Here is a 22,008-nt window from a genome sequence, read left to right on the forward strand (position 1 = left end):
AAAAAAACTACTTGGTGCCGTAGAGGCGGTCGCCGGCGTCGCCGAGGCCGGGGCGGATATAGGCGTGGTCGTCCAGCTCGCGGTCGATGCTGCAGGTGTAGACGGGCACGTCCGGGTGGGCCTCGGTCAGCACGCGCAGGCCCTGGGGCACGGTGAGCAGGCAGGCGAAGCGCAGCTGCGTGGCCCCGGCCTGCTTGAGGCGGGAGAGGGCCGCGGCGGCGGAGTGGCCGGTGGCCAGCATCGGGTCCACCACGATCACCAGCCGCTCGGCGATGTCATCCGGCAGCTTCAGGTAGTATTCCACCGGAACCAGCGTCTCCGGGTCGCGGTAGAGGCCGATATGGCCGACGCGGGCGGAGGGGACGAGGTCCAGCATCCCTTCCATGATGCCATCCCCGGCGCGCAGGATGGAGACGATGCAGAGCTTCTTGCCCGCCAGGATGGGGGCTTCCATCGGCTCCAGCGGCGTCTCGATGGCGGTGGTCTCCAGCGGCAGGTCGCGCGTCAGCTCATAGGCCATGAGCAGGCTGATCTCGCGCGCCAGGCGGCGGAACTCGCCGGTCGAGGTGTCCTTCTGCCGCATCAGGGTCAGCTTGTGTTGCACCAGCGGGTGCTGGATCACGGTCACGTCACGGGTGCCGTGCGGCAGGTCGGTCATGGTCAGGCTTTCCATCAGAACACGGTTCCATCGCTGGCGACGCTGAGGGGCGGCCCGCCCCCCGGGCGCAACGCGCGGGCAATGCGGCGGCCGGCGGCCCAGCTGCCCCCCTCCAGCACGCGGGCCAGCGGCATGGCGGCGGCATCGAGGCCCAGCCGGTCGCGCACCAGCTCCGCGAGGCGGTCGAGCAGCGCGACCGTCAGGGCGCGCCATTCGACGATCGCCGGATGGTCCACGGGCAGCGTTTGCCGCGCCAGGGCGGGGTCGCGCAAGGCCAGGACGCCCAGATCCAGCAGCAGACCACCATTGCGGTATTCCGGCAGGCCGGTCAGCGCATCGAGATCGAGCACCGGGATACCGGCATCCTCCACCACCTCGGCCAGGGAATAGCTGAGCCACTGGGAGAGCTTGTGGAAGGGCACGAGGCCCGGGGCGGGCCCTTCCGGCGCGGCCAGGGGGTGGCGCCAGACATCGCCGAGATTCGCGCCATCCAGCGCCAGCCGGGCGGGCCAGATGGGGGCCAGCCCTTCCAGCAGCGCCTCCAGGATGGCGGCGGCGGGCAGGCCGGCGGGGGTGGCGCGGGCGCGCAGGGCATCGAAGAGGCCGCCAGGGCGCGGCCGCTCCGCCCCGAACAGGGCGGGGGATAGGGCGAGGGCCTCGCCCAGGTTTCGCATCAGGGCGGCGCGCCCCTCCACCCCTTCCAGCGGATTCTTGTCCGTCACCTGGAAGGCGGCGGCGAGGCGGGGGGCATCGAGGGCGCGCAAAGCGGCGGCATCGACACGCAGCGGGTTCGCCGGGTCGGCCGAAAACAGCCCGGCGGCGAAGGCGTGCAGGCTGGCCACGCCCAGCCCCTCGGAGCGGGCGAGGACGCTGCCATCCGGCTCGGTGAAGGACCAGTCCGGCCCCGCCCCGGCATCGAGCAGCACGGAGACGACGCAGAGGTCGAAGCGGCGGCGGGCGGTCTCGGCCGGGTCCTCCCCCGCGAGGCCGGCGGCCAGGGCGGCCCAGCGATCCTTGCCGCCCGCCGCGAAATGCCGCCAGCGGGCATGGTAGGGGATGCGCAGATCCGGGTAGTTCTGCCGGATGGTCTCGGCCACGTAGTCGGCCGCCGCCGGCAGCTTCGCGGCGTCGTAGCGGAAATGCGGCAGGGCATCGCCCTCGGCGAGGCCGAGCAGGGCGTGGCAGCGGGCGCGGATCGTCTCCGGCCGCCGCAGCAGGGCCACCGCCGCGCTCACGGGGGCCTCACGCACGGCCGTTTCGCTGAAAGTCATATCACTCACAGGGCGCGCCCCTTGGCGATGGCGAGTTCCGCCGCATCCGGCACGGCTTCGGTGAAGTAGCCCGCGGCCTTCTTCGCATCCATCTCCACCCGCGCATCGGCGGGGATCAGCTCGTCGGGGATGGGGATGCGCTGCACCACGGCGATGCCGCTCTCGACGATCGGGGCGAATTTCATGTTGCTCATCGACACCAGCCGGTCGATGCGGGTGATGCCGAGCCAGTGCAGCACATCGGGCATCAATTCCTGGAAGCGCATATCCTGCACGCCGGCGACGCATTCCGTGCGGGTGAAATAAGCCTCCGCGCGGTCACCGCCCTCCTGCCGCTTGCGCGCGTTGTAGACGAGGAATTTCGTCACCTCGCCCAGCGCCCGGCCCTCCTTGCGGTTATAGACGATGATGCCAACGCCGCCTTCCTGCGCCATGCCGATGCAGGCCTCGATGCCATGCGCCAGATAGGGGCGGCAGGTGCAGATATCGGAGCCGAACACGTCCGAGCCATTGCACTCGTCATGGATGCGGCAGGCGATCTGCGTCTCTGTCTTGCCGAGCTTGTCCGTGTCGCCGAAGAGATAGAGCGTCATGCCGCCGATGGGCGGCAGGAAGACGCGCAGATCCGGCCGCGTCACCAGTTCCGGGAACATGCCGCCGGTCTGCTCGAAGAGGTTGCGGCGCAGCTCCGTCTCGGAGACGCCGAAGCGCCTGGCGATGCCCGGCAGCCACCACACCGGCTCGATGGCGATCTTGGTGACGCGCGCATCGCCATTCTCCAGCAGCACCTCGCCATCCGGCTTCAGCCGGCCGGCCTGCATGGCGGCGGTGAGTTCCGGCATGTTGATATGGGCGCGGGTGACGGCGATGCTCGGGCGGATGTCGAGGCCGCCCGCCAGTGCCTCGGCATAGGCCTCCGGCACCAGGTGGCCGAAGGGGTCGAGGGAGACGATCTTCTCCGGGTCGCCCCAGGCGGGGAAGGGGCCGATGGTGGCGGCGGGGCGGGTGTTGTGGAAATCCGGTTTATGGTCCGCCTTGAGCTGCCCGGAGGCCACGGCCAGGGCGCGATACAGCGCGTAGGAGCCGGCATGGGTGCCGATGGCATTGCGCGCGGCGGGATTTTGCAGCGTGGCGACCACGGGCCCGCGCTCCTGCGCATCGGCCGCGCCCCAGCGCAGGGCGGGGGCGGTGGAGGCGCCGGGCTTCGGGTGCGAGGTCAGGATGATCGGGCGGGGAGCGGCGCCCTTGCCGTCGCGCAGGCGGTTCAGGGTGGTCATCGTCGCGGGTTCCACCTCGTCGGGAGGCGCGGCCCAGGCCGGGATGGCTTGGTGCGGCTGTGGAAGCAGGCTAGATTTATGCTGACCATTTGGTCAAGTTTCTTATCGGGGCTTTTTTGCGCTCCGAAATTGCTGCATTGCGAGGCAAAATGAGTTCATCAGAGGCAGAGAGCGACGCCACCGGGCCACGCGCCCGCCAGCGCGCCGCCCGCCGCCGGCAGATCCTGGAAGCCGCCGAGCGCGTCTTTGCCGAAACCGGCTTCGAAGGCGCCAGCATGGCCGCCCTCGCCGCCGCCGCCGGCCTGCCCAAGGCGAATCTGCACTACTATTTCGGCACCAAGGAAGCGCTCTATGCGGCGCTGCTGAACGACCTGCTCGACCTCTGGCTCTCGGCCACCGACCGCATCCGCCCCGAAAGCGACCCGGCCGAGGCCCTCGCCGCCTATGTCCGCGCGAAAATGGCATGGTCGCGGGAAAGGCCGCGCGCCTCGAAGCTCTTCGCCAACGAGGTGCTGCGCGGCGCGCCGCATCTGGCGCCCCATTTCGCCGGGCCGCTGCGCGCCCTGGTCGAGGAAAAATCCCGCGTCATCGAGGGCTGGATCGCCGCCGGGCGCATGGCCCCCACCGAGCCGCGCCACCTCTTCTTCGCCATCTGGGCCATGACCCAGACCTATGCGGATTTCGCCCCGCAGATCGAGGCGGTGCTCGATGTCCCCAGCCTCGGCCCGCGCGAATTCGCCGATGGCACGGCCACCGTGCTGCAACTGGTGCTGCGCGGCTGCGGCCTCTCCCTGGCGGGAGGACGGGTGCAGCCGGCGCTGGAGGCGATCAGGAACTGAAAGAAACTTCTTTTTCTGAAGAAAAAGAAGCAAAAAGACTTTTTCAGAAAGCGGCTTATAGACCCTTCGCCAGATCGATCGGCTGGCCATGCGGCGTCAGCGCCGCGGCGCGCGCCCAGGCCGCACGCCGCGCCTCCAGCAGCGCCGAGGAGGCAATCCCCTTCTCGGCCACGATCCGCTCCAGCGCATCCAGCCAGTGCTCGTAATAGGGCTTGCCGCCCCGCGCGATCTCGCCGCCCAGGGTCTGCGCCCATTCGGTCCAGGCGAAGCAACCGGCCTCATGCAGCGCCAGCACCATGGCGAAGGCCTGCGCCTGCCACGGCGCCTCGAACACCGGCTCCCCCTCCGCCTGCGGCAGCCCCGGCGTGATGTCACAGACCGACAAGATAGCTCTCCCAGGCATCGATGGAGACAGTCAGGGCCGGATCAGCCCCCTCCCCCCACAATTCATCCGCGCGGAAGCGGATGGTGTAGAGCCATTGCGGCGCCTCGCCCTGGCCATGCGCATGGCTGTCCGGGAAGACGAAGACGCCATGCACCCTGTCCACCACCCCCGCCTTGCCACGGGCATAGCGCGGCAGGCGCGTATGGGTGGCGGGATGGACATTGCGCGTGCGCACCGCATCCCCCACGGCGAAACGCGCGGGAGCCTGCGCCGGGCGGTCATACTGCGTGCCGCGCGCCAGCACCGGCGCCACCTGCTCCGCCGCCAGCGGGCGCACCGGCAGGCCCGGCGCCAGCGCGCGCCCGGCCCGGATTTCCTCCAGCGAGACCAGACCGCCCTGCACCAGCAGCTTCTCCAGCCCCTTGATCCAGATCTCGTAATAGCTGGAAGAAAGATAATCGGCGGGCGGCAGCGTCTCGCGCGCATGGCGGGAGGTGTCGATATTCCACTTCCCCAGGGCGCCGGCGGCCAGCGTCACCGCCAGGGCGCGGCGCTCCCAGCCGGCATGGAACAATTCGCCCTCAGGCTCCGGCACGACGGGGCCGAAGCCCATCATGCCGCCCAGATCCTGCGCCCCATTCATGCCGCCACCTCCTCCGGCCGCCGCGCCAGGGCGGTGCCGATCATCGAATCCCGGCTGACCAGCCCGGCCAGCCGCGCCTCGCTCCACCCCTCCGTCCCGGCGGGACGCATCGGGATGACGAGGTAGCGCGTCTCCGCCGTGGAATCCCACACCCGGATGCGCGTCCCCTCCGGCAGCGTCACGCCGAAATCAGCCAGCACGCCGCGCGGGTCGATCACCGCGCGGGAGCGGTAGGCGGGCGACTTGTACCAGGTCGGCGGCAGCCCCAGCACCGGCCAGGGGTAGCAGGAGCACAGGGTGCAGACGACCATGTTGTGCTCCTCCGGCGTATTCTCCACCGCCACCATATGCTCGCCCTGCCGGCCGGTATGGCCCAGCGAATGAATGGCCGCGCTGGCATCGCGCCGCAGCCAGGCGAGGAAGCCGGGGTCGCTCCACGCCTTCGCCACCACCTGCGCGCCATTGCGCGGGCCGATCTTCGTCTCGTAGGTCTCGATCAGCGCATCCAGCGCGGCGGGCTGCACATAGCCCTTCTCGACCAGCAGCGATTCCAGCGCGCGCACGCGCAGATCCATCGGCGAAAGCTCACTGCCCTCATGGCCGTGCCCATGGTCGTGCCCATGGTCATGCGGGTGGTCGTGGTGGTGCGGGTGGTCATGCGGCATGGGGGGTGGCCTTGGCATCCGGGCGGGGCCCGCATCAAGCCACGCCGCCCCCGCGCCCGCAACCGCCCGCGCCAGCTCCCCCCCCCGCATCGGCCGCATCGGACCGTCGGGGGGCTGGACCAGCGCCCCGCCCCGGCCTCATGGTGCCCCGCCCATCCTGCCCGGCGGAGAGACGATGCAGCGCGTGACCATCACCCTCGACGAGGCCCTGGCCGCCGAGCTGGACGCCGTGGCGGCCCGGCGGGGCTATCAGAACCGCTCCGAGGCGGTGCGCGACCTGCTGCGCGCCGGCCTCCAGCAGAGCGCCGCCGCCGAGGGCGAATCAGGCCCGAGCCTGGGCGCCCTGGTCTATACCTACGCCCATGAGCAGCGCGATCTGGCCCGGCGCCTGACCGGCGCCTTCCACCACCACCACGACCTCTCCGTCTCCTCGCTGCACCTGCACCTGAGCAACGAGACCTGCCTGGAAGTCGCCGTGCTGCGCGGCGAGGCGGGCGAGCTGCGCCACTTCGCCGAACACGTGATGGCCGAGCGCGGCGTGAAGCACGGCCGCCTCGTGCTCCTCCCGGCGGAAGAGGCGAAAGGCTAAAAAAAAACCCGGCACGGAGAACCGTGCCGGGTGGACCGTCAGCGGGGCCGGTCAGGCGCCGAGGCGGGTCTTCAGATCCTTGGCCGGCTTGAACTTCACCGACTTGCTGGCGGCGATCTGCACCACCTCGCCGGTGGCCGGGTTGCGGCCCTGGCGGGCGGCGCGCTCGGCCACGGCGAAGCTGCCGAAGCCGGCGAGGCGAACCTCGCGGCCGGCGCCGAGGGCCTCACCCACCGCGGCCAGCACGGCCTTCAGCACGGCGTCGGCCTGGGTCTTGGGCAGGCTGGTGGCCGCGGCGGCGGCGTCAACCAGGTCCTGGCGGCTGAGCGGGCGGGTTTCGTCGGACAAAAGGCGTACTCCACATTGAACTGTGTTTGCGGCGGGAGGAGAGACACAACCTCCCCCGGCCGGTCAAGCACGCCAGCGCCTGGAAGGCCGCAGGAAAGGCCACCGGGCGGCAAAAATGTCCGCAATGTCATGTAAAACCGGTCAGGCAGCCCCCGCCCGCCCGGTCTTGTTCCAGTCCGGCCTCATTCCAGCCGGGCCTCCAGGGTGATCTCCGCCTTCAGCAGGCGGGAGACCGGGCACCCCGCCTTGGCCCGCGCCGCCAGCGCCTGGAAGGCGGCCTCCTCCGCCCCGGGGATGCGCGCCCGCAGCACCAGATGCACGGCGGTGATGGCGAACCCCTCCCCGCCCTTCGCCAGCGTGACCTCCGCGCGGGTCTCCAGCCGCTCCGCCGTGAGCCCCGCCTCCCCCAGCATCATCGACAGCGCCATGGTGAAGCACCCGGCATGCGCGGCGCCGATCAACTCCTCCGGATTGGTGCCGGGCTGCCCTTCGAAGCGGGCGGCATAGCCATAGGGCGCGGCACGCAGCGCGCCGCTGCCGGTCGAAATCTCCCCCCGCCCATCCTTCAGGCCACCCTGCCAGAGGGCGCTGCCATGGCTCTTCATGCGGATTCTCCTTGCTGCTGGCGCGGCCACTCCACCGGGCCGCCAGGGGGAGAATGCGCGGCGGCCCCCCAGGGATGCGCCGACCCGGGATGCGCCGACCCGGGATGCGCCGACCCGGGATGCGCCGACCCGGGATGCGCCGACCCGGGATGCGGCAACCCCGCGCCCCTCCCCCGGTTGGACAGGGCAAGGGCCACCGGCCCCGCCCCAAACACCCGCCCAAGCCCGCCAGAAAGGATGCCGCCATGCCGCCCGACACGCGACCGAGCCCCCCAACCGCCCACCCCACCCCGCCCCAGCCGGCGCAGCAGCAGACCCCGCCCGGCCGCACCGCCGCGCTCCGCCCCACCCCGGACCATGGCGAGCAGAGCTATCACGGCCATGGCCGCCTTGCCGGCCGCGTCGCGCTGATCACCGGCGGGGATTCCGGCATCGGCCGCGCCGTCGCCATCGCCTATGCCCGCGAGGGCGCCGACCTGCTGATCTCCTACCTCGACGAACACGACGACGCCGAGGAAACCGCCCGCTGGGTCCGCGCCGCCGGCCGCCGCGCCCTGCTCCTGCCCGGCGACATCAGCAACGAACTGCAATGCCGCGCCCTGGTGGACAGCGCGATGCGTGAATTCGGCCGGCTCGACATCCTGGTGAACAACGCCGCCCTGCAACGCTCCCACGAGAACATCGAGGACATCAGCGCGGAGGAATGGGAAGCCACCTTCCGCACCAACATCCACGCGCACTTCTTCCTGGCCAAGGCCGCGGCGCGGGTGATGCAGCCGGGCAGCGCCATCATCGGCACCAGCTCGATCAACGCCAAGGACCCCTCGCCCAGCCTGCTCGCCTACGCCACCACGAAAGGCGCCATCGCCAACTTCACCGTGGGCCTCGCGCGGCTGCTGGCGAAGCAGGGCATCCGCGTCAACAGCGTGGCCCCGGGGCCGATCTGGACACCCCTCATCCCCTCCACCCTGCCGGAAGAGGCGGTGCGGGATTTCGGCAGCAACACCCCCCTCGGCCGCGCGGGACAGCCGGCGGAACTGGCCGGGGCCTATGTGCTGCTCGCCTCGGAGGAAGGGAGCTATATCACCGGGGCCATCCTGCCGGTCACGGGGGGGCGGCCCATGTGGTAAGCTGCGGAGTCAGCGGAAGCGGCGGGGCGCCGCCCCGCACCCCGCCGGGGAGGCGCGGCCTCCCCGGACCCCGCGTTCAGTCCGCCATGGCTTCGGCCAGGAGCGCGATCTCCGCCATCTTCGCGTGGAACAGGGACCAGTCATCGGCGGCGGCGATGGGGGCCCACAGCGCCTCGACCTCGTCGATCAGCAGGGTGCAGGGGCGGGTGCGGCGGAAATAGGGGTGGTCGAGCCGCGCCGCATCGCGCGGATGGTAGGCGGCCAGATGCGCGCGCAGCGTGTCGAAGGCAGCGCCCGTGTAATGCGCGGCGGCGGGGCTGCGCGCCGCCCGCTCCGCGCTCGCCAGCCCGCCCTGCCAGTCGAACACCGCCTGCTCGAAAGGCGCCTGGCTGTCCTGGAGGAAAGTCTCGAACAGGGCGGCCAGATGGCGGTCCGGCTCCGCCCCCAGCGGGCGCAGGCCGAGGCGCCATAGCCAGGCCGCGCGCCACGCCTCCTCGAAGGCGGGGGCGAAGCCCTCCAGCGTGGCCTCCAGCTTCTCCATCGCCGCCAGCGGCAGCAGGCACTCCGCCAGCCGGGCGAGATTCCACAGCAGCGTCTGCGGCTGCCGGCCATAGGCATAGAGGCCACCATGGTCGAAATAGGCGGCGGTGAAGCCGGGATCGTAATGCGGCAGGAAACGCCACGGGCCGTAATCGAAGCTCTCGCCGGTGATGTTGATGTTGTCGGTGTTCAGCACGCCATGCACGAAGCCGGCGGCCATCCACTGCGCCCCCACCCGCGCCACGCGCCGCGTCACGGCGGTGAGGAAGGCGAGCGCCTGCCCTTCCTCATCCGCCGCGGCCCCGGCCTCCGGCAGGTAGTGGCGCAGGCAATGCGCGATCAGCCGGCGCAGCCCCGCCTCGTCCCGCCGGTAGGCCAGCCGCTGGAAACTCCCGATGCGAAGATGCGAGTGGCTCAAACGCACCAGCACGGAACTGCGCGTGGGCGAGGGCTCGTCATGCCGCACCAGCTGTTCACCCGTCTCGACAAGGCTGAACGGTTTCGAGGTGTCGACGCCGAGCGCCTCCAGCAGCGAGGCCGCCAGCACCTCGCGCACGCCACCCTTCAGCGTCAGCCGCCCATCCGCGCCGCGCGACCACGGCGTCTGCCCGCTGCCCTTGGTGCCGAGGTCGAGCACGCGCTGCCCGTCATCCATGAGCTGCGCGAACAGGAAGCCGCGCCCATCGCCCAACTGTGGGTTGAACTGGCGGAACTGGTGGCCGTGATAGCGCAGCGCCAGCGGCACCGGAAAACTGCCCGGCAAGGGCGCGAAGCCGGCGAAATGCGCCAGCCACTCCGCATCGCTCAAGCCGCCGAGGCCAAGCCGCTCCGCCCAGCGCTGGTTGCGGTAGCGCAGGATCTGCGCGGGAAACACCGCCGCGGCGACGGGGTCATGAAAATCCTCGCCGAGTTCGGCATGGATCTGGCGGGGCTGGTAATGCGGGGCGAAGGGCATGGCCCGATCTAGGCATGCGGGGCGGCCCCGTAAACCACCCCGTCAAACCACCCCGTCAAACCACCCCGCCGCTTGACGCAGCGGGCAGCCGGATCATACTGGGAAAGGCACAGAATGCTATTCCACTCAGCGGAATATGCAACGCGCCGCGCATCAGAATACCGATTGGAAGACGACAGAGGAGTGCGCCGGATGGCCCACGGCTTGTCCCCTCATGCCGGCTGATCCCGCGATGGCAAGCGGCGCCGCCGCGACGGGATGGCGTCTGGCGCAGGGCAATGAATTCCTCGACCTCGTCGGCCCGCTCTGGGTGCGGCGTGAGGGCGAGGGCTGGGCCTATGGCCTGCAGACCAAGCCGCACCACGCCAATGGCCGCGGCATCATCCATGGCGGCCTGCTGGTGACGCTGGCGGACAACGCCCTGGGCATGACGGTGTGGGAGCGCATCGGACGCCTGCCGGCCGTGACGATGCAGCTCAACACGCATTTCCTCGCCTCCGCCGAGCCTGGCGACTTCATCGAGGCGCGCGCGGAAATCCTGCGCCGCACGCGCAGCGTCGTCTTCATCCGCGGCGTGCTGAGCGTGGGGGACCGCGCCGTGCTGGCCGCCGATGGCATCTGGAAAATCCTGAGCACGCGCGGCGACCCGGCGGCGGAATAGCACCCGCGCCCCCTCCCCGGCATGGCTCCCCTGCATGCCGGAAAAAGCATCTTGCGGTTGCCCGGCGAAACGCGCATCTGCGGTGCCAGAGCAAGAACAGGAGGAAAAGCCATGTCCGACATGGACAAGCTTCGCATGCTGCGCAGCAGCGCGCTGGAAGCACGCCGCCGTCACATCGCGCAGACGCTCGGCGCCACCAATCCGCCCGCCAGCGCCAGCCGCCTCGGTGGCCTGCAGCGCATGATCCTGCGCGTCGAGCAGGCCCTGGGCCGCCGCACGCCGAAACTCGTGAAGGGCAGCCGGCCCTGAGGCAGCGCGGAGGGCGGATGCGGCATCCGCCCTCCCCTTCCCGGCTCAGCGCGCCGGGCGGCGGATATTCATCGCCAGCGTATCCTCATCGGCACGCGGCGTGATGATGACACGGCCCTTCTGCATCGCCCAGGCGGTGACGATGCCCGTGACCGGCAGGGAAGGCCGGTCCTTCGCCACCACCGCCGCCGCTTCCTCCAGCAGGCTGCGGCGCTTCGTCTCATCCATTTCCACGCCGGCCGCTTCGATCAGCCTGTCCAGTTCCGGATTGCTGTAGCCACGGAAGTTGAAGGCGCCGAGCCGCGAGGCGGGGTCATTGGTGTGCACCAGCGAGGAGAGGGTGTAATTCGCCTCGCCCGTCAGCGTGCCCCAGCCGCCCATCGCGAAGTTGAACTCGCCCCGCGTCCGCGCCGGCGCCCAGACCGCGCCCGGCTGCGCATTGGCCTGCGCATCAATGCCGATGGCGGACAGCATCTGCGAGATCGAGGTGCCAATGGCGCGATCCCCCGGCAGCCCGTCATTGGTGAAGTTGAACGGCACGCGGAAGCCACTGGCATAACCGGCCTCGGCCAGCAGCGCGCGCGCGCGCGGCAGGTCGGGCTTCGTCACCGGCAGGCGCGTGTTATAGCCGAAGATGTTCGGCGTCACGAGCTGCGTCGCCGGCTTGCCCATGCCTTCCATCGCCACCTCGGCCAGCGCCTCGCGGTCGATGGCGATATCGATCGCCTCGCGCACGCGCGGGTCGCGCAGCGGGTTGGCGGCAAGGGGCGCGCCATTGCGCGCGGTGATGCGCGGCGTCTGCTCACGGAAGTCGAGTTCCAGGTAGAACATATAGGCGCTGTCGGTGCGCACCACCTGGATCTTCGGGTCGCGCTCCAGCGTCGGCACATCCGCCGCCGGCGCGCGGGCGATGATGTCCACCTGCCCTGCCTTCAGCTGCGCCACGCGCGTGGTGTCGTTCGGCAGTTCCTTGCGGATGACGCGTTCCCACGGCTCTGCTCCACCCCAATAGCCGTCATTGCGCTCGACGACCATCTGCTCCTTGGGCGTCCAGGAGATGAAGCGATAGGGCCCCGTCCCGACCGCCGCCTTGCCGCTGTTGAAACCCTCATTCGCCGTCTCGCGCGTCGAGAAATCGCGCGCCGCCACATGGGAAACGACGAAGAGCCGCACGAAATCATTCGGCAGCGTCGGCGCCGGGCCATTGGTGACGATGCGGATGGTGTGCGGATCGATGATCTGCACCTCCTTCACCCGGCGCACATAGATCGTCGCCGGGTTCGGCCCGGTGACATTGGGGATGCGCTCGATGGAGAACTTCACATCCTCGGCCGTGAAGTCGCTGCCATCGTGGAACTTCACGCCCCGGCGCAGGCGGAACTCCCAGGTGGTGCTGTCGATCGCGCTCCAGCTTTCCGCCAGACCCGGCAGCAGTTCCAGGTTGTTGCCGGAGACAACGAGCGTGTCGAAGACATGCTTCAGCGCCTCGGCCGAGACGGCGCTGGCGGTGAAATGCGGGTCGATCGACAGCGGGCCGGCACGGACGCCAACGGTCAGCGTCTGCGCCAGGAGCGGGCCGGGCAGGGCGCCCAGCGCGCAGGCCAGCAGGGTGGCACGGAGTGTCAGGCGGGTCATGAACTCTCCTCTGCATCACAGGCCGCGTTCCAGCCGGGCGACGCGACGACAAGCTTGGTCAACAGGGCGTGCAGTTGGCGCTGCTCCGCCGGCGTCAGGGCCGCGAGCATCTCCCGCTCGCGCTCGATCATGAGCGGCAGGGCCTCATCGACCATGGCGCGGCCGCGCGGCGTGAGCCGCAGCACGAAGCTGCGCCGGTCCGCCGCATCCGTGGCGCGCCGGATCAGCCTGCGCTCCTCCAGAACCTGCACCGCGCGGCTGATGGTGTTCTTGGGAAAAGCCGAGGATTGGCTGACATCCTTCGCCGCCAGCCCATCCTTCAGGCCGAGCGCGTAGAGCACCACCATTTCCGGCCGCGTCAGCCCATGCTGGCGCTCCACCCAGGCATACACTGGATGGTTGAATTTCGAACTCAGGAAATTCATCCGGAACGAGAGCCAACAGGGATTCTGCCAGAGCTTGACAGCGACGAGCGGATGCAGCCCGGCGGCTTCGGCCGCCTCCCTGCCCTCTCCACATGCCGCCGGCCCGCTGCCTGCCATGCCCGCCCGCCGCCTCCTGACTGGCTTCCGTGGGAATACGGAATGGTTCCGTATGGAACTTGACACTGCGCCGCCGCATTCGTCAATCTTCCGCAACGGTTCGCCCGCGAACTCGACCGATCCTGGCCACAAGGCAGCGCTCCGCCGCATGCCAATGGGGAGCTGCACCCATGCGCATCGCTGAGATGAACTGGATGGAGGCGGAAGCGCAGGCCGCGCGGGACGACCGTTGCGTGCTGCCCATCGGCAGTGTCGAGCAGCATGCCTATCTCAGCCTCTGCACCGACATGATCCTGGCCGAACGCGTGGCCACCGAAGCCGCGGAACCGCTCGGCGTGCCGGTCTTTCCCGTCCTGCCCTATGGCATGACGCCAGGCTTTGCCGCCTATCCGGGCACCCTGTCGCTGCGCATGTCCACTTATGTGCGCGTCTTCGAGGATCTGCTGGAGAGCCTCTACCGTGGTGGCTTCCGGCGCATCACCGTGGTCAACGGGCATGGCGGCAACAGCCCCGTCGCGACCTTCCTCACCGAGTGGATGGGCCAGCGGACAGAGGCGCAGGTGAAACTGCATGACTGGTGGCGCGCCCCGGCCACGCTGGCCAAGGTCCTGGCGACCGATCCCGAGGCCTCGCACGGCTCCTGGATGGAGAATTTCCCCTGGACGCGCCTTCCAGGCCGGCCCGCGCCGGACGGGGTGAAGCCGCGTGCCGACCTGGAACGCATGGCGCGCCTGCCGCCCGCCGGCCGCCGCGCCGTGCTGGGCGATGGCAATTTCCACGGCCGCTACCAGCGCCCGGACGAAGAGATGCTGGCCATCTGGAACGTCGCGGTCGCGGAAACCCGTTCTGTCATCGCCGAAGGCTGGGGATGAGCCGATGCTGAGCTATATCCTCCGCCGCCTGTTGCAGGCCGTGCTGGTCATGCTCGCCATGTCGGTGCTGGTCTTCCTTGGCGTCCACGCCATTGGTAACCCGATTGATGTCATGATGGCCCCCGATGCCACGCAGGAGATCCGCGCCCAGGCCATCGCCCTCTACGGCTTTGACCGGCCGCTATGGGAACAATACGGGCGGTTCCTGCTGCGCCTCCTGCATGGCGACTTCGGCAATTCCTTCGTCTTCAACATGCCTGTTCTCCAGTTGATTCTCTCGCGCCTGCCGGCAACGCTGGAACTCACCCTGGTGGCCGTTCTCGCCGCCACGCTGCTTGGCGTGCCGCTCGGCATGTATGCCGGCTATCGCCCGCAGGGGCGGCTGGCCCGGCTGGTCATGGGCCTCTCTATCCTCGGCTTCTCCGTGCCGAGTTTCTGGGTGGGGCTCGTACTCATCCTCACCTTCGCCGTCACGCTGGGCTGGATGCCTGCCGGCGGGCGGGGCGAGACAGCCTCCCTTCTCGGCGTGGAATGGAGCGTGCTCACCGCCGATGGCTGGCGCTATCTCCTTCTGCCGGCCCTCAATCTCGCCTTGTTCAAGATGTCGATGATGATCCGCCTGGCTCGCTCCGGCACACGCGAGGTCATGCTGTCGGATACGGTGAAATTTGCGCGCGCCGCGGGCCTCTCGGAATCCGCCGTGCTCCGCCACCATGTCCTGCGGCTGATCCTGGTGCCCATCGTCACGGTCTTCGGTCTGGAACTCGGCTCGACACTGGCCTTCGCCGTCGTGACGGAAACGATTTTCTCCTGGCCGGGCCTGGGCAAGCTCATCATCGAATCCATCGGCATGCTCGACCGCCCGGTGATGGTCGCCTATCTCGTCCTCGTCGCGCTGCTCTTCATCACGATCAACCTGCTGGTCGACATCGCCTATGCGGTGCTCGACCCACGCATCCGGCGCGGGCACGCACGATGAAGCGCTTCCTCTCCGAATTCGCCGAGAACCGCGTGGCTCTGGCAGCCGCCATCATCGTGCTCGCCATCGTGCTGCTGGCCATCTGCGCCCCGCTGGTGACGCCACAGGATCCCTATGACCTCGCAAGCCTGACCCTGCGTGACGCACGCCGCCCGCCGGGATATGTCGGCAGCAAAGGCTATAGCCATTGGCTCGGCACGGACGCCCAGGGGCGCGATCTGTTCTCGGCCATTCTCTACGGCCTGCGCATCTCGCTGCAGATGGGGCTGGTGGCCGGTGCCATCGCACTCACCCTGGGCGCCACCATCGGCACCCTCGCCGCTTATGTGGGCGGCCGTGTGGAAGCCTTCCTGATGCGCCTCATCGATCTCCAGCTTTCCTTTCCCGCCGTGCTGCTCGCCTTCGTCCTGGCCGCCCTTCTGGGCCAGGGGCGCGGGCCGCTGATCGCCGCACTGGTCGCCGCGCAATACGCCTACTTCGCCCGCACCGCACACGGCGCCGCCGTGGCCGAACGGCAGAAGGATTATGTGGAGGCCGCCCTCTCCACCCCCCTTCCGGCGCGCCTGGTGGTGTGGCGCCACATCCTACCCAACTGCCTCCCGCCCCTTCTCGTGGTGGCCACGGTACAGGTCGCCAGCGCGATCTCGCTGGAAGCCACCCTCTCCTTCCTCGGCGTTGGCCTGCCACCTACGGAACCTTCGCTCGGAATGCTCATTTCCAACGGCTTCCAATACATGCTGTCCGGCCGCTACTGGATCTCGATCTATCCGGGCATCGCGCTGATCATCCTCATCGTCGGCATCAATCTGGTGGGCGACCAGATCCGGGACCAGCTCAACCCAAGGCTGCGCCGATGACCACGCCCCTGCTCGAAGTTCGTGACCTTGCCACGCATTTCTTCACCCGCGCCGGCGTGGTGAAAGCGGTTGATGGCGTCTCCTTCTCCCTCCGCGCGGGCGAGGTTCTGGGCCTCGTCGGCGAATCTGGATCGGGGAAAAGTATCACGGGCTTTTCGCTGCTGGGTCTGATCGACGCACCCGGCCGCATTGTCAGCGGCTCCATCCGGTTGATGGGGCAGGAACTGGTCAGCCAGCCCCAGGCCACACTGCGCGGCCTGCGCGGCCGCCGCATCGCCATGGTCTTCCAGGACCCGGCGATGACGCTCAACCCGGTGCTCTCCGTGAAGCGGCAGATGATGCTGGCGCTGGCGGCGCATGAACGCCTCTCCACCAGCGAGGCCGTGCGCCGCTGCATCGCCGCGCTGGAGCGCGTCGGAATCCCCGATCCGGCCCGCCGGTTGGAATCCTATCCGCATGAATTCTCCGGCGGCATGCGCCAGCGCGTGGCCCTGGCCATCGCTCTCCTGCACAGCCCGGCCATGATCATCGCCGATGAACCGACCACCGCGCTCGATGTCTCGATCCAGGCGCAGATCCTCGCGGAAATGCAGCAGCTCGTGCGGGAGACAGGCACGGCGATGATCTGGATCAGCCACGACCTGGCCACCGTCTCCGCCCTGGCTGACCGGATCGCGGTGATGTATGCCGGCCGCATTGTCGAATCCGGGCCGACGCGCGAGGTTCTTGCCATGCCGCGCCATCCCTACACGCGCGGCCTTCTGGACTCGCTGCCCTCGCGCGCGGAGCCAGGGCAGGATCTGCGGCAGATTCCGGGCGCGACGCCTTCCCTGCTGGCGCTTCCACCGGGATGCCCCTTCGCGGCCCGCTGCGCGGCCGTGCGGGAAGACTGCCACCAGCACGCGCCGCCTCTCATGGAACAGGGGGGACGCAGCCTGCGCTGCAACCACCCGCTTTTACCCTGGGCGGAGGGCGCGGCATGAATGCCATTGTCTCTTTGCGCGGTGTCAGCAAGGAATTCGGCCGCCCGGCCACGCTGTGGCAACGCATCGGCCAGGCCACGGGATGGGGGGAAGGGCCGCCGATCCTGCGCGCCCTGCAGGAAGTCGATCTGTCCCTCATGCCAGGCGAGGCACTGGGTCTGGTCGGTGAATCCGGCTGCGGAAAATCCACGCTGGGCCGCGTTGTCGCTGGCATTCACGCCCCCAGCCGGGGCACCGCCCTGGTGCAGGGCAAGGCCCCGATGCAGGGGGGCCGCAAGGCGACGACCCGCGTGCAGATGGTGTTCCAGGATCCCTTCGCCTCGCTGGATCCGCGCATGCGCATCGGCCGCACTCTCGCCGAAGGGCCACGTGCCCATGGCCTGTTGCGTGCGGGTGAGGAAGAGGCGGCCATCGCGCGCTGGCTGGAACAGGTTGGCCTTTCCGCCGACTATGCCGAGCGCTTTCCGCACCAGATGTCAGGAGGCCAGCGCCAGCGCGTCGCCATCGCCCGCGCTCTCGCCATGCAGCCGGATGTTCTGGTCTGCGATGAGCCGGTCGCTTCGCTCGATGTCTCGATCCAGGCGCAGGTCATCAATCTCTTCCTGCGGCTGCGGCGCGAACTGGCGCTGAGCATGCTCTTCATCAGCCATGATCTCGCCGTGGTCCGGCATCTCTGCGACCGCGTGGCGGTGATGTATCTTGGCCGCATTGTCGAAACCGGGCCCGCGGCCCAGGTCTATGCGGCGCCGCGCCACCCCTATACCCGCGCCCTGCTCGAAAGCGTGCCGAAATTGTCGGTGGACGGCCAGCCGGCGCGCATCCAGCCCATTCGCGGAGAACTGCCATCACCGCTGCGGCCACCGCCCGGATGCGCCTTTCACGCCCGCTGCCCGCGCGCCATCCCGCGCTGCCGGGAGGAAAGGCCCACGCTGCAACCGATCAGCGCAGCACGGGAAGTGGCGTGCCATAGGCCAGAGGATGCGTAAGGGCGTTCTTTTTTGAAAAAAAGAACCAAAAAACTTTTTCTGTTTGAGAGTCAGGGGCGGAGTGGGGTGCGGTAGATTCCTGTGTGGGGGACGCCGTCGGTTCCGATCAGGCCACGGTACATGCCGGCGCAGTTGAAGGGCAGGCTGATGCGGCCCTCGCGGTCAATGGCGATCAGGCCGCCAGAGCCACCACGTTTGCCCAGCTCATCCACCACATGGGTCGCGGCGGCGTCGAGCGTTTCGCCGAGATAGCGCATCCGCGCAGCGATGTCGTGCGCGGCGGCCCAGCGGATGAAATATTCGCCGTGGCCTGTGGCGGACACCGCGCAGGTCGCATTGTCAGCCCAGGTGCCGGCGCCGATAACCGGGCTGTCGCCCACACGGCCAGGCATCTTGCCGGTCATGCCACCGGTGGAGGTGGCGGCAGCCAGATTGCCATGCCGGTCCCGCGCCACGGCACCCACCGTGCCATGCTTCGCGGCATCGTCCCGCATATCCGGCGCGGCGGCGGAGCGGCGCGCCAGTTCGGCCTGCAACGCGGCCCAGCGCGAATCGGTGTGGAAATATTCCGTGCTGGCGAAAGGGATTCCCTGCGACGCGGCAAAGGCGCGCGCGGCCTCACCGATCAGCAGGACGTGCTCGGTGCGCTCCATCACCGCGCGAGCCGCCAGGACGGGGTTGCGCGGGCCAAACAGCCCGGCCACGGCACCGGCGCCACGGTCCTCGCCCCGCATCACCGCCGCATCCATTTCCTGCGTGCCGCCCGCGGTAAAGACGGCACCGCGCCCGGCATTGAAAAGCGGGTTGTCCTCCAGCGCCATGACGGCGGCGGTCACGGCATCGAGGGCGGAACCCCCCTGCTCCAGCACCGCATGCCCGGCGCGCAGGCTGGCGCGCAGCCCTTCGTGGAAGGCTTCCTCCGTCGCGGCGTCCATATTGTCCCGCCGGATGGTGCCCGCGCCGCCATGGATGGCGAGGGCATGGCGCTGTGTCATCATCTGTCTCCTTGGGGCTCAGGCATTGCCCAGCACCTGGCGGAAGCTGGCGACGGTGCGGGCCATGCCCTCCTCCAGCGTGGTGCGCGGCTCCCAGCCGAGCAGGGCGCGGGCGCGGGTGATATCAGGGCAGCGCTGCATGGGATCGTCCTGCGGCAGCGGGCGGTGTTCCAGCGGCGCCGTGCTGCCCGCCAGATGGCAGGCCAGTTCAGCGATCTCGCGGATCGTCACCTCGCGCGGGTCGCCGAGATTGACCGGCCCCGTCACCTCGTCCGGCGCGTCCATCAGGCGCAGCAGCCCCTCAACCAGATCGCCGACATAACAGAAGGAGCGGGTTTGCGTGCCGCCGCCGAACAGCGTGACAGGCTCCCCCCGCAGCGCCCGCGCCACGAAACTGGAAACCACGCGCCCGTCATCGGGATGCATGCGCGGGCCATAGGTGTTGAAGATGCGGGCGATGCGGATGCGCAGCCCACCCTGCCGGTGATGGTCGAAGAACAGCGTCTCGGCGCAGCGCAGCCCCTCGCTGTAGCAGGCGCGCGGGCCGATGGGGTTGACGTTGCCGTTGTAGCCTTCGTCCTGCGGGTGGCGCGTGGGGTCGCCATAGATTTCGGAACTGGAGGCCTGAAGGATCTTCACCCCGCGCCGCCCGGCGAGGTCCAGCAGGTTGAGCGCCCCCAGCACGGCGGTGCGCGTGGTCTGCACCGGGTTGCGCTGGTAGTGCAGCGGCGAGGCCGGACAGGCGAGATTATAAATCTCATCCACCTCCACCGAGAGCGGCAGGGTGACATCATGCCGCAGCAGGTCGAAGCGGGGATGCGCGTCCAGATGCGCGATATTCCCGCGCGAGCCGGTCGAGAAATCATCGACGCAGAGCACCGCATCGCCGCGCGCCAGCAGCGCGTCACAGAGATGCGACCCCAGGAACCCGGCCCCGCCGGCCACCAGAACGCGCCTGCCTTCCCGCCGCATGCCCCACTCTCCCCTTTCCCTCTCCTACCACCGCGCGCCTGCCGCCCGCCAGCGGCGGGCGGCCCTGACAGAAAAAAGAAGGGGGTGCCGGGGGAATTCATTCCCCCGGCGCTTTTTTCTCCTTCTCCCCCCGATAGGCCTGCGGCTCGATCCCGTATTTCCTCAGCTTGTCATAGAAGGTCTTGCGCGGCAGGCGCAGGGTTTCCAGCACCGGCTGCACCGCCCCCGCATACTCGGCCAGGGCCTCGCGCAGCAGGGTGGCCTCATAGGCTTCCACCCGTTCCGCCAGCGAGGCCTCCTCCCCCGGCGTATTCTCCCCCCCCCCCGCCAGCCCGAGGGCGACGCGCTCGGCGAAATGGGCGAGTTCGCGCACATTGCCGGGCCAGTCATGGCGCGCCAGATGGTCGCGCAGGGCGGCCTCCAGCGGCGGCACCGGGCGGCCGAAGCGTTTCGCCGCGCGTTCCAGGAAATGCGCGAAGAGCAGCGGCACATCTTCCCGCCGCTCGCGCAGCGGTGGCACGCGCAGGGTGACGACGTGCAGCCGGTAATAGAGATCCTCGCGGAATACCCCGCGCCGCACCAGTTCCACCAGCGGCAGCTTGGTGGCGGCGACGACGCGCAGGTCGATGCGCCGCACCTCGTTGGTGCCAAGCGGCGCGATCTCGCGGCTTTCCAGCACGCGCAGCAGCTTCACCTGCATGGCGTGCGACATGGCCTCGATCTCATCCAGAAAGAGGGTCCCGCCATCGGCGTGCTCGATCCGGCCGACGCGGCGCTTCTGCGCGCCGGTGAAGGCGCCGGCCTCATGGCCGAACAGCTCGCTCTCCATCACGCTTTCGGGCAGGGCGCCGCAATTGAGCGCGACGAAGGGGCGATGGGCGCGGCGGCTCCAGCGGTGCAGGGCGCCGGCCACCACATCCTTGCCGCTGCCCGTCTCGCCCTCCACCAGCACATCCACGTCGGTATCGGCGATCTGGCGCAGGGTGGCGCGCAGGCGCTGCATGGCGGGGGCGCCACCGAGCAGGGTATTATCCCCCTCCGCCAGGGCGACGGCGCGGGTGAGGCGGCGGTTCTCCAGCACCAGCCGCCGCTGTTCCAGCGCGTGACGCACGGCGGTGACCAGCCGGGCCGCCGGGTAGGGCTTGGCCAGGAAATCGAAGGCCCCGGCGCGCATCGCCTCCACCGCCATCGGGATATCGCCATGCCCGGTGATGAGGATGACGGGCAGGCCATCATCCGCCGCGCGCAGCCGGCGGAAGAGTTCCAGCCCGTCCATGCCGGGCATGCGGATATCCGTCACCACCACGCCGGGGAAGGCCTCGTCCACCAGTTCCAGCGCGCGGGCGGCGGAGGGGACGGCCATCGCCTCCAGCCCGTCCAGGGCGAGGCTCTGCAGATTGGCCTCGCGCAGCATGGCGTCATCATCGACGAAGAGCACATCCATCAGGCGGCCTGCTCCAGCTCCAGGACGAACAGCGCGCCGGAGGGGGTCTCCGGCGCTTCCAGCGAGCCGCCGAGATCGGCGGCGATCTGGCGCGAGATCACCAGGCCGAGGCCGAGCCCGGCCGGCTTGGTGGTGGTGAAAGGCATGAAGAGCGCCTCCCGCACCGCCGGGGCGAAGCCCGGGCCATTGTCGGCGACGCTGAGGCGCACCCGCCCGCCCGCCACCACGGCGCCGATGCGGATGCACCCGCCGGGCCGGTCCTGCAAGGCCTCGATGGCGTTCTGCACGAGGTTGACCAGCACCTGCTCCAGCCGCACGCGCTCGGCGCGGACGGCGGGCTCGCCCTCGATCTCCACCGCCACGGCGATGCCGTGCTGGCGCAGGCGGTGGCCGAGCATCAGCAGCGCCCCCTCCAACGCGGCGCGCACCGGCTCGGCGCGGGTCTCGCCGGTGCTCTTGCGGGCGAAGCCGCGCAGGCCGGCGGTGATGGCGCCGATGCGCTCCGTCAGCGTGGCGATGGTGGAGAGGGCGCGTTGCGCCGCCACGGCATCGCCACGCGCCACCAGCAGGGCGGCGTTGTCGGCGAAGCCGCGGATGGCGGCGACGGGCTGGTTGATCTCATGCGCAACGCTGGCGGTGATCTGGCCCAGCATGGCGAGGCGGTTGGCCTGGCCCAGCTCGTCGCGCAGGCGCATCAGGGTGGCCTCGGCGCGCTGGCGTTCCTCGGCCTCGGCGCGCAGGCCGGCATTGGCGGCGCGCAGCTGGGCGGTGCGCTGGCCGACCTCCGCCTCCAGCGCGGCGCGCAGGGCCTGTTCCTGCGCGGCCAGGGCGCGCAGGCGGCGGCGGCGGCGGAGGGCGAGGGCGAGCC

Annotated in this window: 25 protein-coding genes; 10 read left to right on the top strand and 15 right to left on the bottom strand. The window is 69.7% G+C overall.

Features of this window, described 5'->3' with window-relative positions:
* Nucleotides 1-7 precede the first annotated feature (7 nt).
* The 3 genes from upp to NON00_RS10585 are packed head-to-tail and all read right to left on the bottom strand — an operon-like array spanning nt 8 to nt 3,206.
* Entirely contained in the window at nt 8-673 is a 666-nt protein-coding gene (upp, locus tag NON00_RS10575) for a uracil phosphoribosyltransferase (RefSeq protein WP_256020485.1), read from the bottom strand.
* Entirely contained in the window at nt 673-1,908 is a 1,236-nt protein-coding gene (locus tag NON00_RS10580; protein WP_256020488.1) for a DUF1688 family protein, read from the bottom strand. The genes upp and NON00_RS10580 overlap by 1 nt, the downstream gene beginning before the upstream one ends.
* A 26-nt stretch (nt 1,909-1,934) precedes the next feature.
* Nucleotides 1,935-3,206 (bottom strand): GTP cyclohydrolase II, encoded by a 1,272-nt coding sequence (locus NON00_RS10585; RefSeq protein ID WP_256020491.1) that lies wholly within the window; start codon nt 3,204-3,206, stop codon nt 1,935-1,937.
* A gap of 149 nt (nt 3,207-3,355) precedes the next feature.
* Here NON00_RS10585 and NON00_RS10590 point away from each other — a divergent pair, with 149 nt between their 5' ends.
* Nucleotides 3,356-4,045 (top strand): TetR/AcrR family transcriptional regulator, encoded by a 690-nt coding sequence (locus NON00_RS10590; protein WP_256020492.1) that lies wholly within the window; start codon nt 3,356-3,358, stop codon nt 4,043-4,045.
* Between the two features lie 55 nt (nt 4,046-4,100).
* On the opposite strand, the gene NON00_RS10595 is transcribed toward NON00_RS10590, so the two are convergent.
* From NON00_RS10595 to nthA, 3 genes are read right to left on the bottom strand one after another with little or no spacing between them, the layout of a single operon-like run.
* Nucleotides 4,101-4,430, bottom strand: a complete 330-nt coding sequence (locus tag NON00_RS10595) for a nitrile hydratase accessory protein (RefSeq protein ID WP_256020493.1) — start codon at nt 4,428-4,430, stop codon at nt 4,101-4,103.
* The gene (gene nthB, locus NON00_RS10600; RefSeq protein ID WP_256020495.1) at nt 4,417-5,073 is read right to left on the bottom strand and encodes a nitrile hydratase subunit beta; all 657 of its coding nucleotides are present in this window, start codon (nt 5,071-5,073) and stop codon (nt 4,417-4,419) included. The genes NON00_RS10595 and nthB overlap by 14 nt, the downstream gene beginning before the upstream one ends.
* Nucleotides 5,070-5,738, bottom strand: coding sequence for a nitrile hydratase subunit alpha (gene nthA, locus NON00_RS10605; protein WP_256020497.1), 669 nt, complete (start codon nt 5,736-5,738; stop codon nt 5,070-5,072). The genes nthB and nthA overlap by 4 nt, the downstream gene beginning before the upstream one ends.
* 175 nt (nt 5,739-5,913) lie before the next feature.
* On the opposite strand from nthA, the gene nikR reads away from it, so the two are divergent.
* Nucleotides 5,914-6,327, top strand: a complete 414-nt coding sequence (gene nikR, locus NON00_RS10610; protein WP_256020498.1) for a nickel-responsive transcriptional regulator NikR — start codon at nt 5,914-5,916, stop codon at nt 6,325-6,327.
* A gap of 51 nt (nt 6,328-6,378) precedes the next feature.
* Here nikR and NON00_RS10615 read toward each other — a convergent pair whose 3' ends face one another.
* Both NON00_RS10615 and NON00_RS10620 read right to left on the bottom strand, forming a co-directional pair.
* A complete protein-coding gene (locus NON00_RS10615; protein ID WP_256020499.1) occupies nt 6,379-6,675 on the bottom strand; it encodes an HU family DNA-binding protein in 297 nt (98 codons plus the stop codon).
* Nucleotides 6,676-6,857: 182 nt separating this feature from the next.
* Nucleotides 6,858-7,280: an OsmC family protein gene (locus tag NON00_RS10620; RefSeq protein ID WP_256020500.1), complete on the bottom strand. Its 423-nt coding sequence runs from the start codon at nt 7,278-7,280 to the stop codon at nt 6,858-6,860.
* A 245-nt stretch (nt 7,281-7,525) separates the two neighbouring features.
* Here NON00_RS10620 and NON00_RS10625 point away from each other — a divergent pair, with 245 nt between their 5' ends.
* Complete coding sequence (locus NON00_RS10625) at nt 7,526-8,410, top strand: SDR family oxidoreductase (RefSeq protein ID WP_256020501.1); 885 nt, start codon at nt 7,526-7,528, stop codon at nt 8,408-8,410.
* Nucleotides 8,411-8,486: 76 nt separating this feature from the next.
* Here NON00_RS10625 and NON00_RS10630 read toward each other — a convergent pair whose 3' ends face one another.
* The gene (locus NON00_RS10630) at nt 8,487-9,905 is read right to left on the bottom strand and encodes a protein adenylyltransferase SelO (protein WP_256020502.1); all 1,419 of its coding nucleotides are present in this window, start codon (nt 9,903-9,905) and stop codon (nt 8,487-8,489) included.
* A 214-nt stretch (nt 9,906-10,119) separates the two neighbouring features.
* Between NON00_RS10630 and NON00_RS10635 the strand changes: the two genes are divergently transcribed.
* Together NON00_RS10635 and NON00_RS10640 are read left to right on the top strand one after the other, a co-directional pair.
* Nucleotides 10,120-10,566: a PaaI family thioesterase gene (locus NON00_RS10635; protein WP_256020503.1), complete on the top strand. Its 447-nt coding sequence runs from the start codon at nt 10,120-10,122 to the stop codon at nt 10,564-10,566.
* Nucleotides 10,567-10,677: 111 nt separating this feature from the next.
* Nucleotides 10,678-10,875 carry a hypothetical protein gene (locus NON00_RS10640; RefSeq protein WP_256020504.1) on the top strand — a complete coding sequence of 66 codons (198 nt, stop codon included), beginning with the start codon at nt 10,678-10,680 and terminating at the stop codon, nt 10,873-10,875.
* 45 nt (nt 10,876-10,920) lie between these two features.
* Here the strand turns inward: NON00_RS10640 and NON00_RS10645 are convergent, their stop codons facing one another.
* A complete protein-coding gene (locus NON00_RS10645; RefSeq protein ID WP_256020506.1) occupies nt 10,921-12,510 on the bottom strand; it encodes an ABC transporter substrate-binding protein in 1,590 nt (529 codons plus the stop codon).
* Nucleotides 12,507-12,935 (bottom strand): MarR family winged helix-turn-helix transcriptional regulator, encoded by a 429-nt coding sequence (locus NON00_RS10650; RefSeq protein ID WP_256020508.1) that lies wholly within the window; start codon nt 12,933-12,935, stop codon nt 12,507-12,509. The genes NON00_RS10645 and NON00_RS10650 overlap by 4 nt, the downstream gene beginning before the upstream one ends.
* Before the next feature lie 287 nt (nt 12,936-13,222).
* Here NON00_RS10650 and NON00_RS10655 point away from each other — a divergent pair, with 287 nt between their 5' ends.
* The 5 genes from NON00_RS10655 to NON00_RS10675 are packed head-to-tail and all read left to right on the top strand — an operon-like array spanning nt 13,223 to nt 17,729.
* Nucleotides 13,223-13,924, top strand: coding sequence for a creatininase family protein (locus NON00_RS10655; RefSeq protein WP_256020511.1), 702 nt, complete (start codon nt 13,223-13,225; stop codon nt 13,922-13,924).
* A 4-nt stretch (nt 13,925-13,928) separates the two neighbouring features.
* Entirely contained in the window at nt 13,929-14,903 is a 975-nt protein-coding gene (locus NON00_RS10660) for an ABC transporter permease (RefSeq protein WP_256020514.1), read from the top strand.
* Nucleotides 14,900-15,760, top strand: a complete 861-nt coding sequence (locus NON00_RS10665; protein WP_256020517.1) for an ABC transporter permease — start codon at nt 14,900-14,902, stop codon at nt 15,758-15,760. Before NON00_RS10660 ends, NON00_RS10665 begins: the two co-directional genes overlap by 4 nt.
* Nucleotides 15,757-16,743 carry an ABC transporter ATP-binding protein gene (locus tag NON00_RS10670; protein WP_256020519.1) on the top strand — a complete coding sequence of 329 codons (987 nt, stop codon included), beginning with the start codon at nt 15,757-15,759 and terminating at the stop codon, nt 16,741-16,743. Before NON00_RS10665 ends, NON00_RS10670 begins: the two co-directional genes overlap by 4 nt.
* A complete protein-coding gene (locus NON00_RS10675) occupies nt 16,740-17,729 on the top strand; it encodes an ABC transporter ATP-binding protein (protein WP_256020522.1) in 990 nt (329 codons plus the stop codon). Before NON00_RS10670 ends, NON00_RS10675 begins: the two co-directional genes overlap by 4 nt.
* A gap of 50 nt (nt 17,730-17,779) precedes the next feature.
* On the opposite strand, the gene NON00_RS10680 is transcribed toward NON00_RS10675, so the two are convergent.
* The 4 genes from NON00_RS10680 to NON00_RS10695 all read right to left on the bottom strand — a co-directional run.
* Nucleotides 17,780-18,724 (bottom strand): isoaspartyl peptidase/L-asparaginase family protein, encoded by a 945-nt coding sequence (locus tag NON00_RS10680; protein ID WP_256020524.1) that lies wholly within the window; start codon nt 18,722-18,724, stop codon nt 17,780-17,782.
* Nucleotides 18,725-18,742: 18 nt separating this feature from the next.
* Entirely contained in the window at nt 18,743-19,696 is a 954-nt protein-coding gene (locus NON00_RS10685; RefSeq protein WP_256020525.1) for a UDP-glucuronic acid decarboxylase family protein, read from the bottom strand.
* Nucleotides 19,697-19,793: 97 nt separating this feature from the next.
* Complete coding sequence (locus NON00_RS10690) at nt 19,794-21,140, bottom strand: sigma-54 dependent transcriptional regulator (RefSeq protein WP_256020526.1); 1,347 nt, start codon at nt 21,138-21,140, stop codon at nt 19,794-19,796.
* The coding region (locus tag NON00_RS10695; RefSeq protein ID WP_256020527.1) for a sensor histidine kinase at nt 21,140-22,008 on the bottom strand (869 nt) is incomplete at its 5' end. The genes NON00_RS10695 and NON00_RS10690, both read right to left, overlap by 1 nt.

Source organism: Roseomonas sp. GC11, assembly GCF_024437745.1.
Classification (GTDB): Bacteria; Pseudomonadota; Alphaproteobacteria; order Acetobacterales; family Acetobacteraceae; genus Pseudoroseomonas.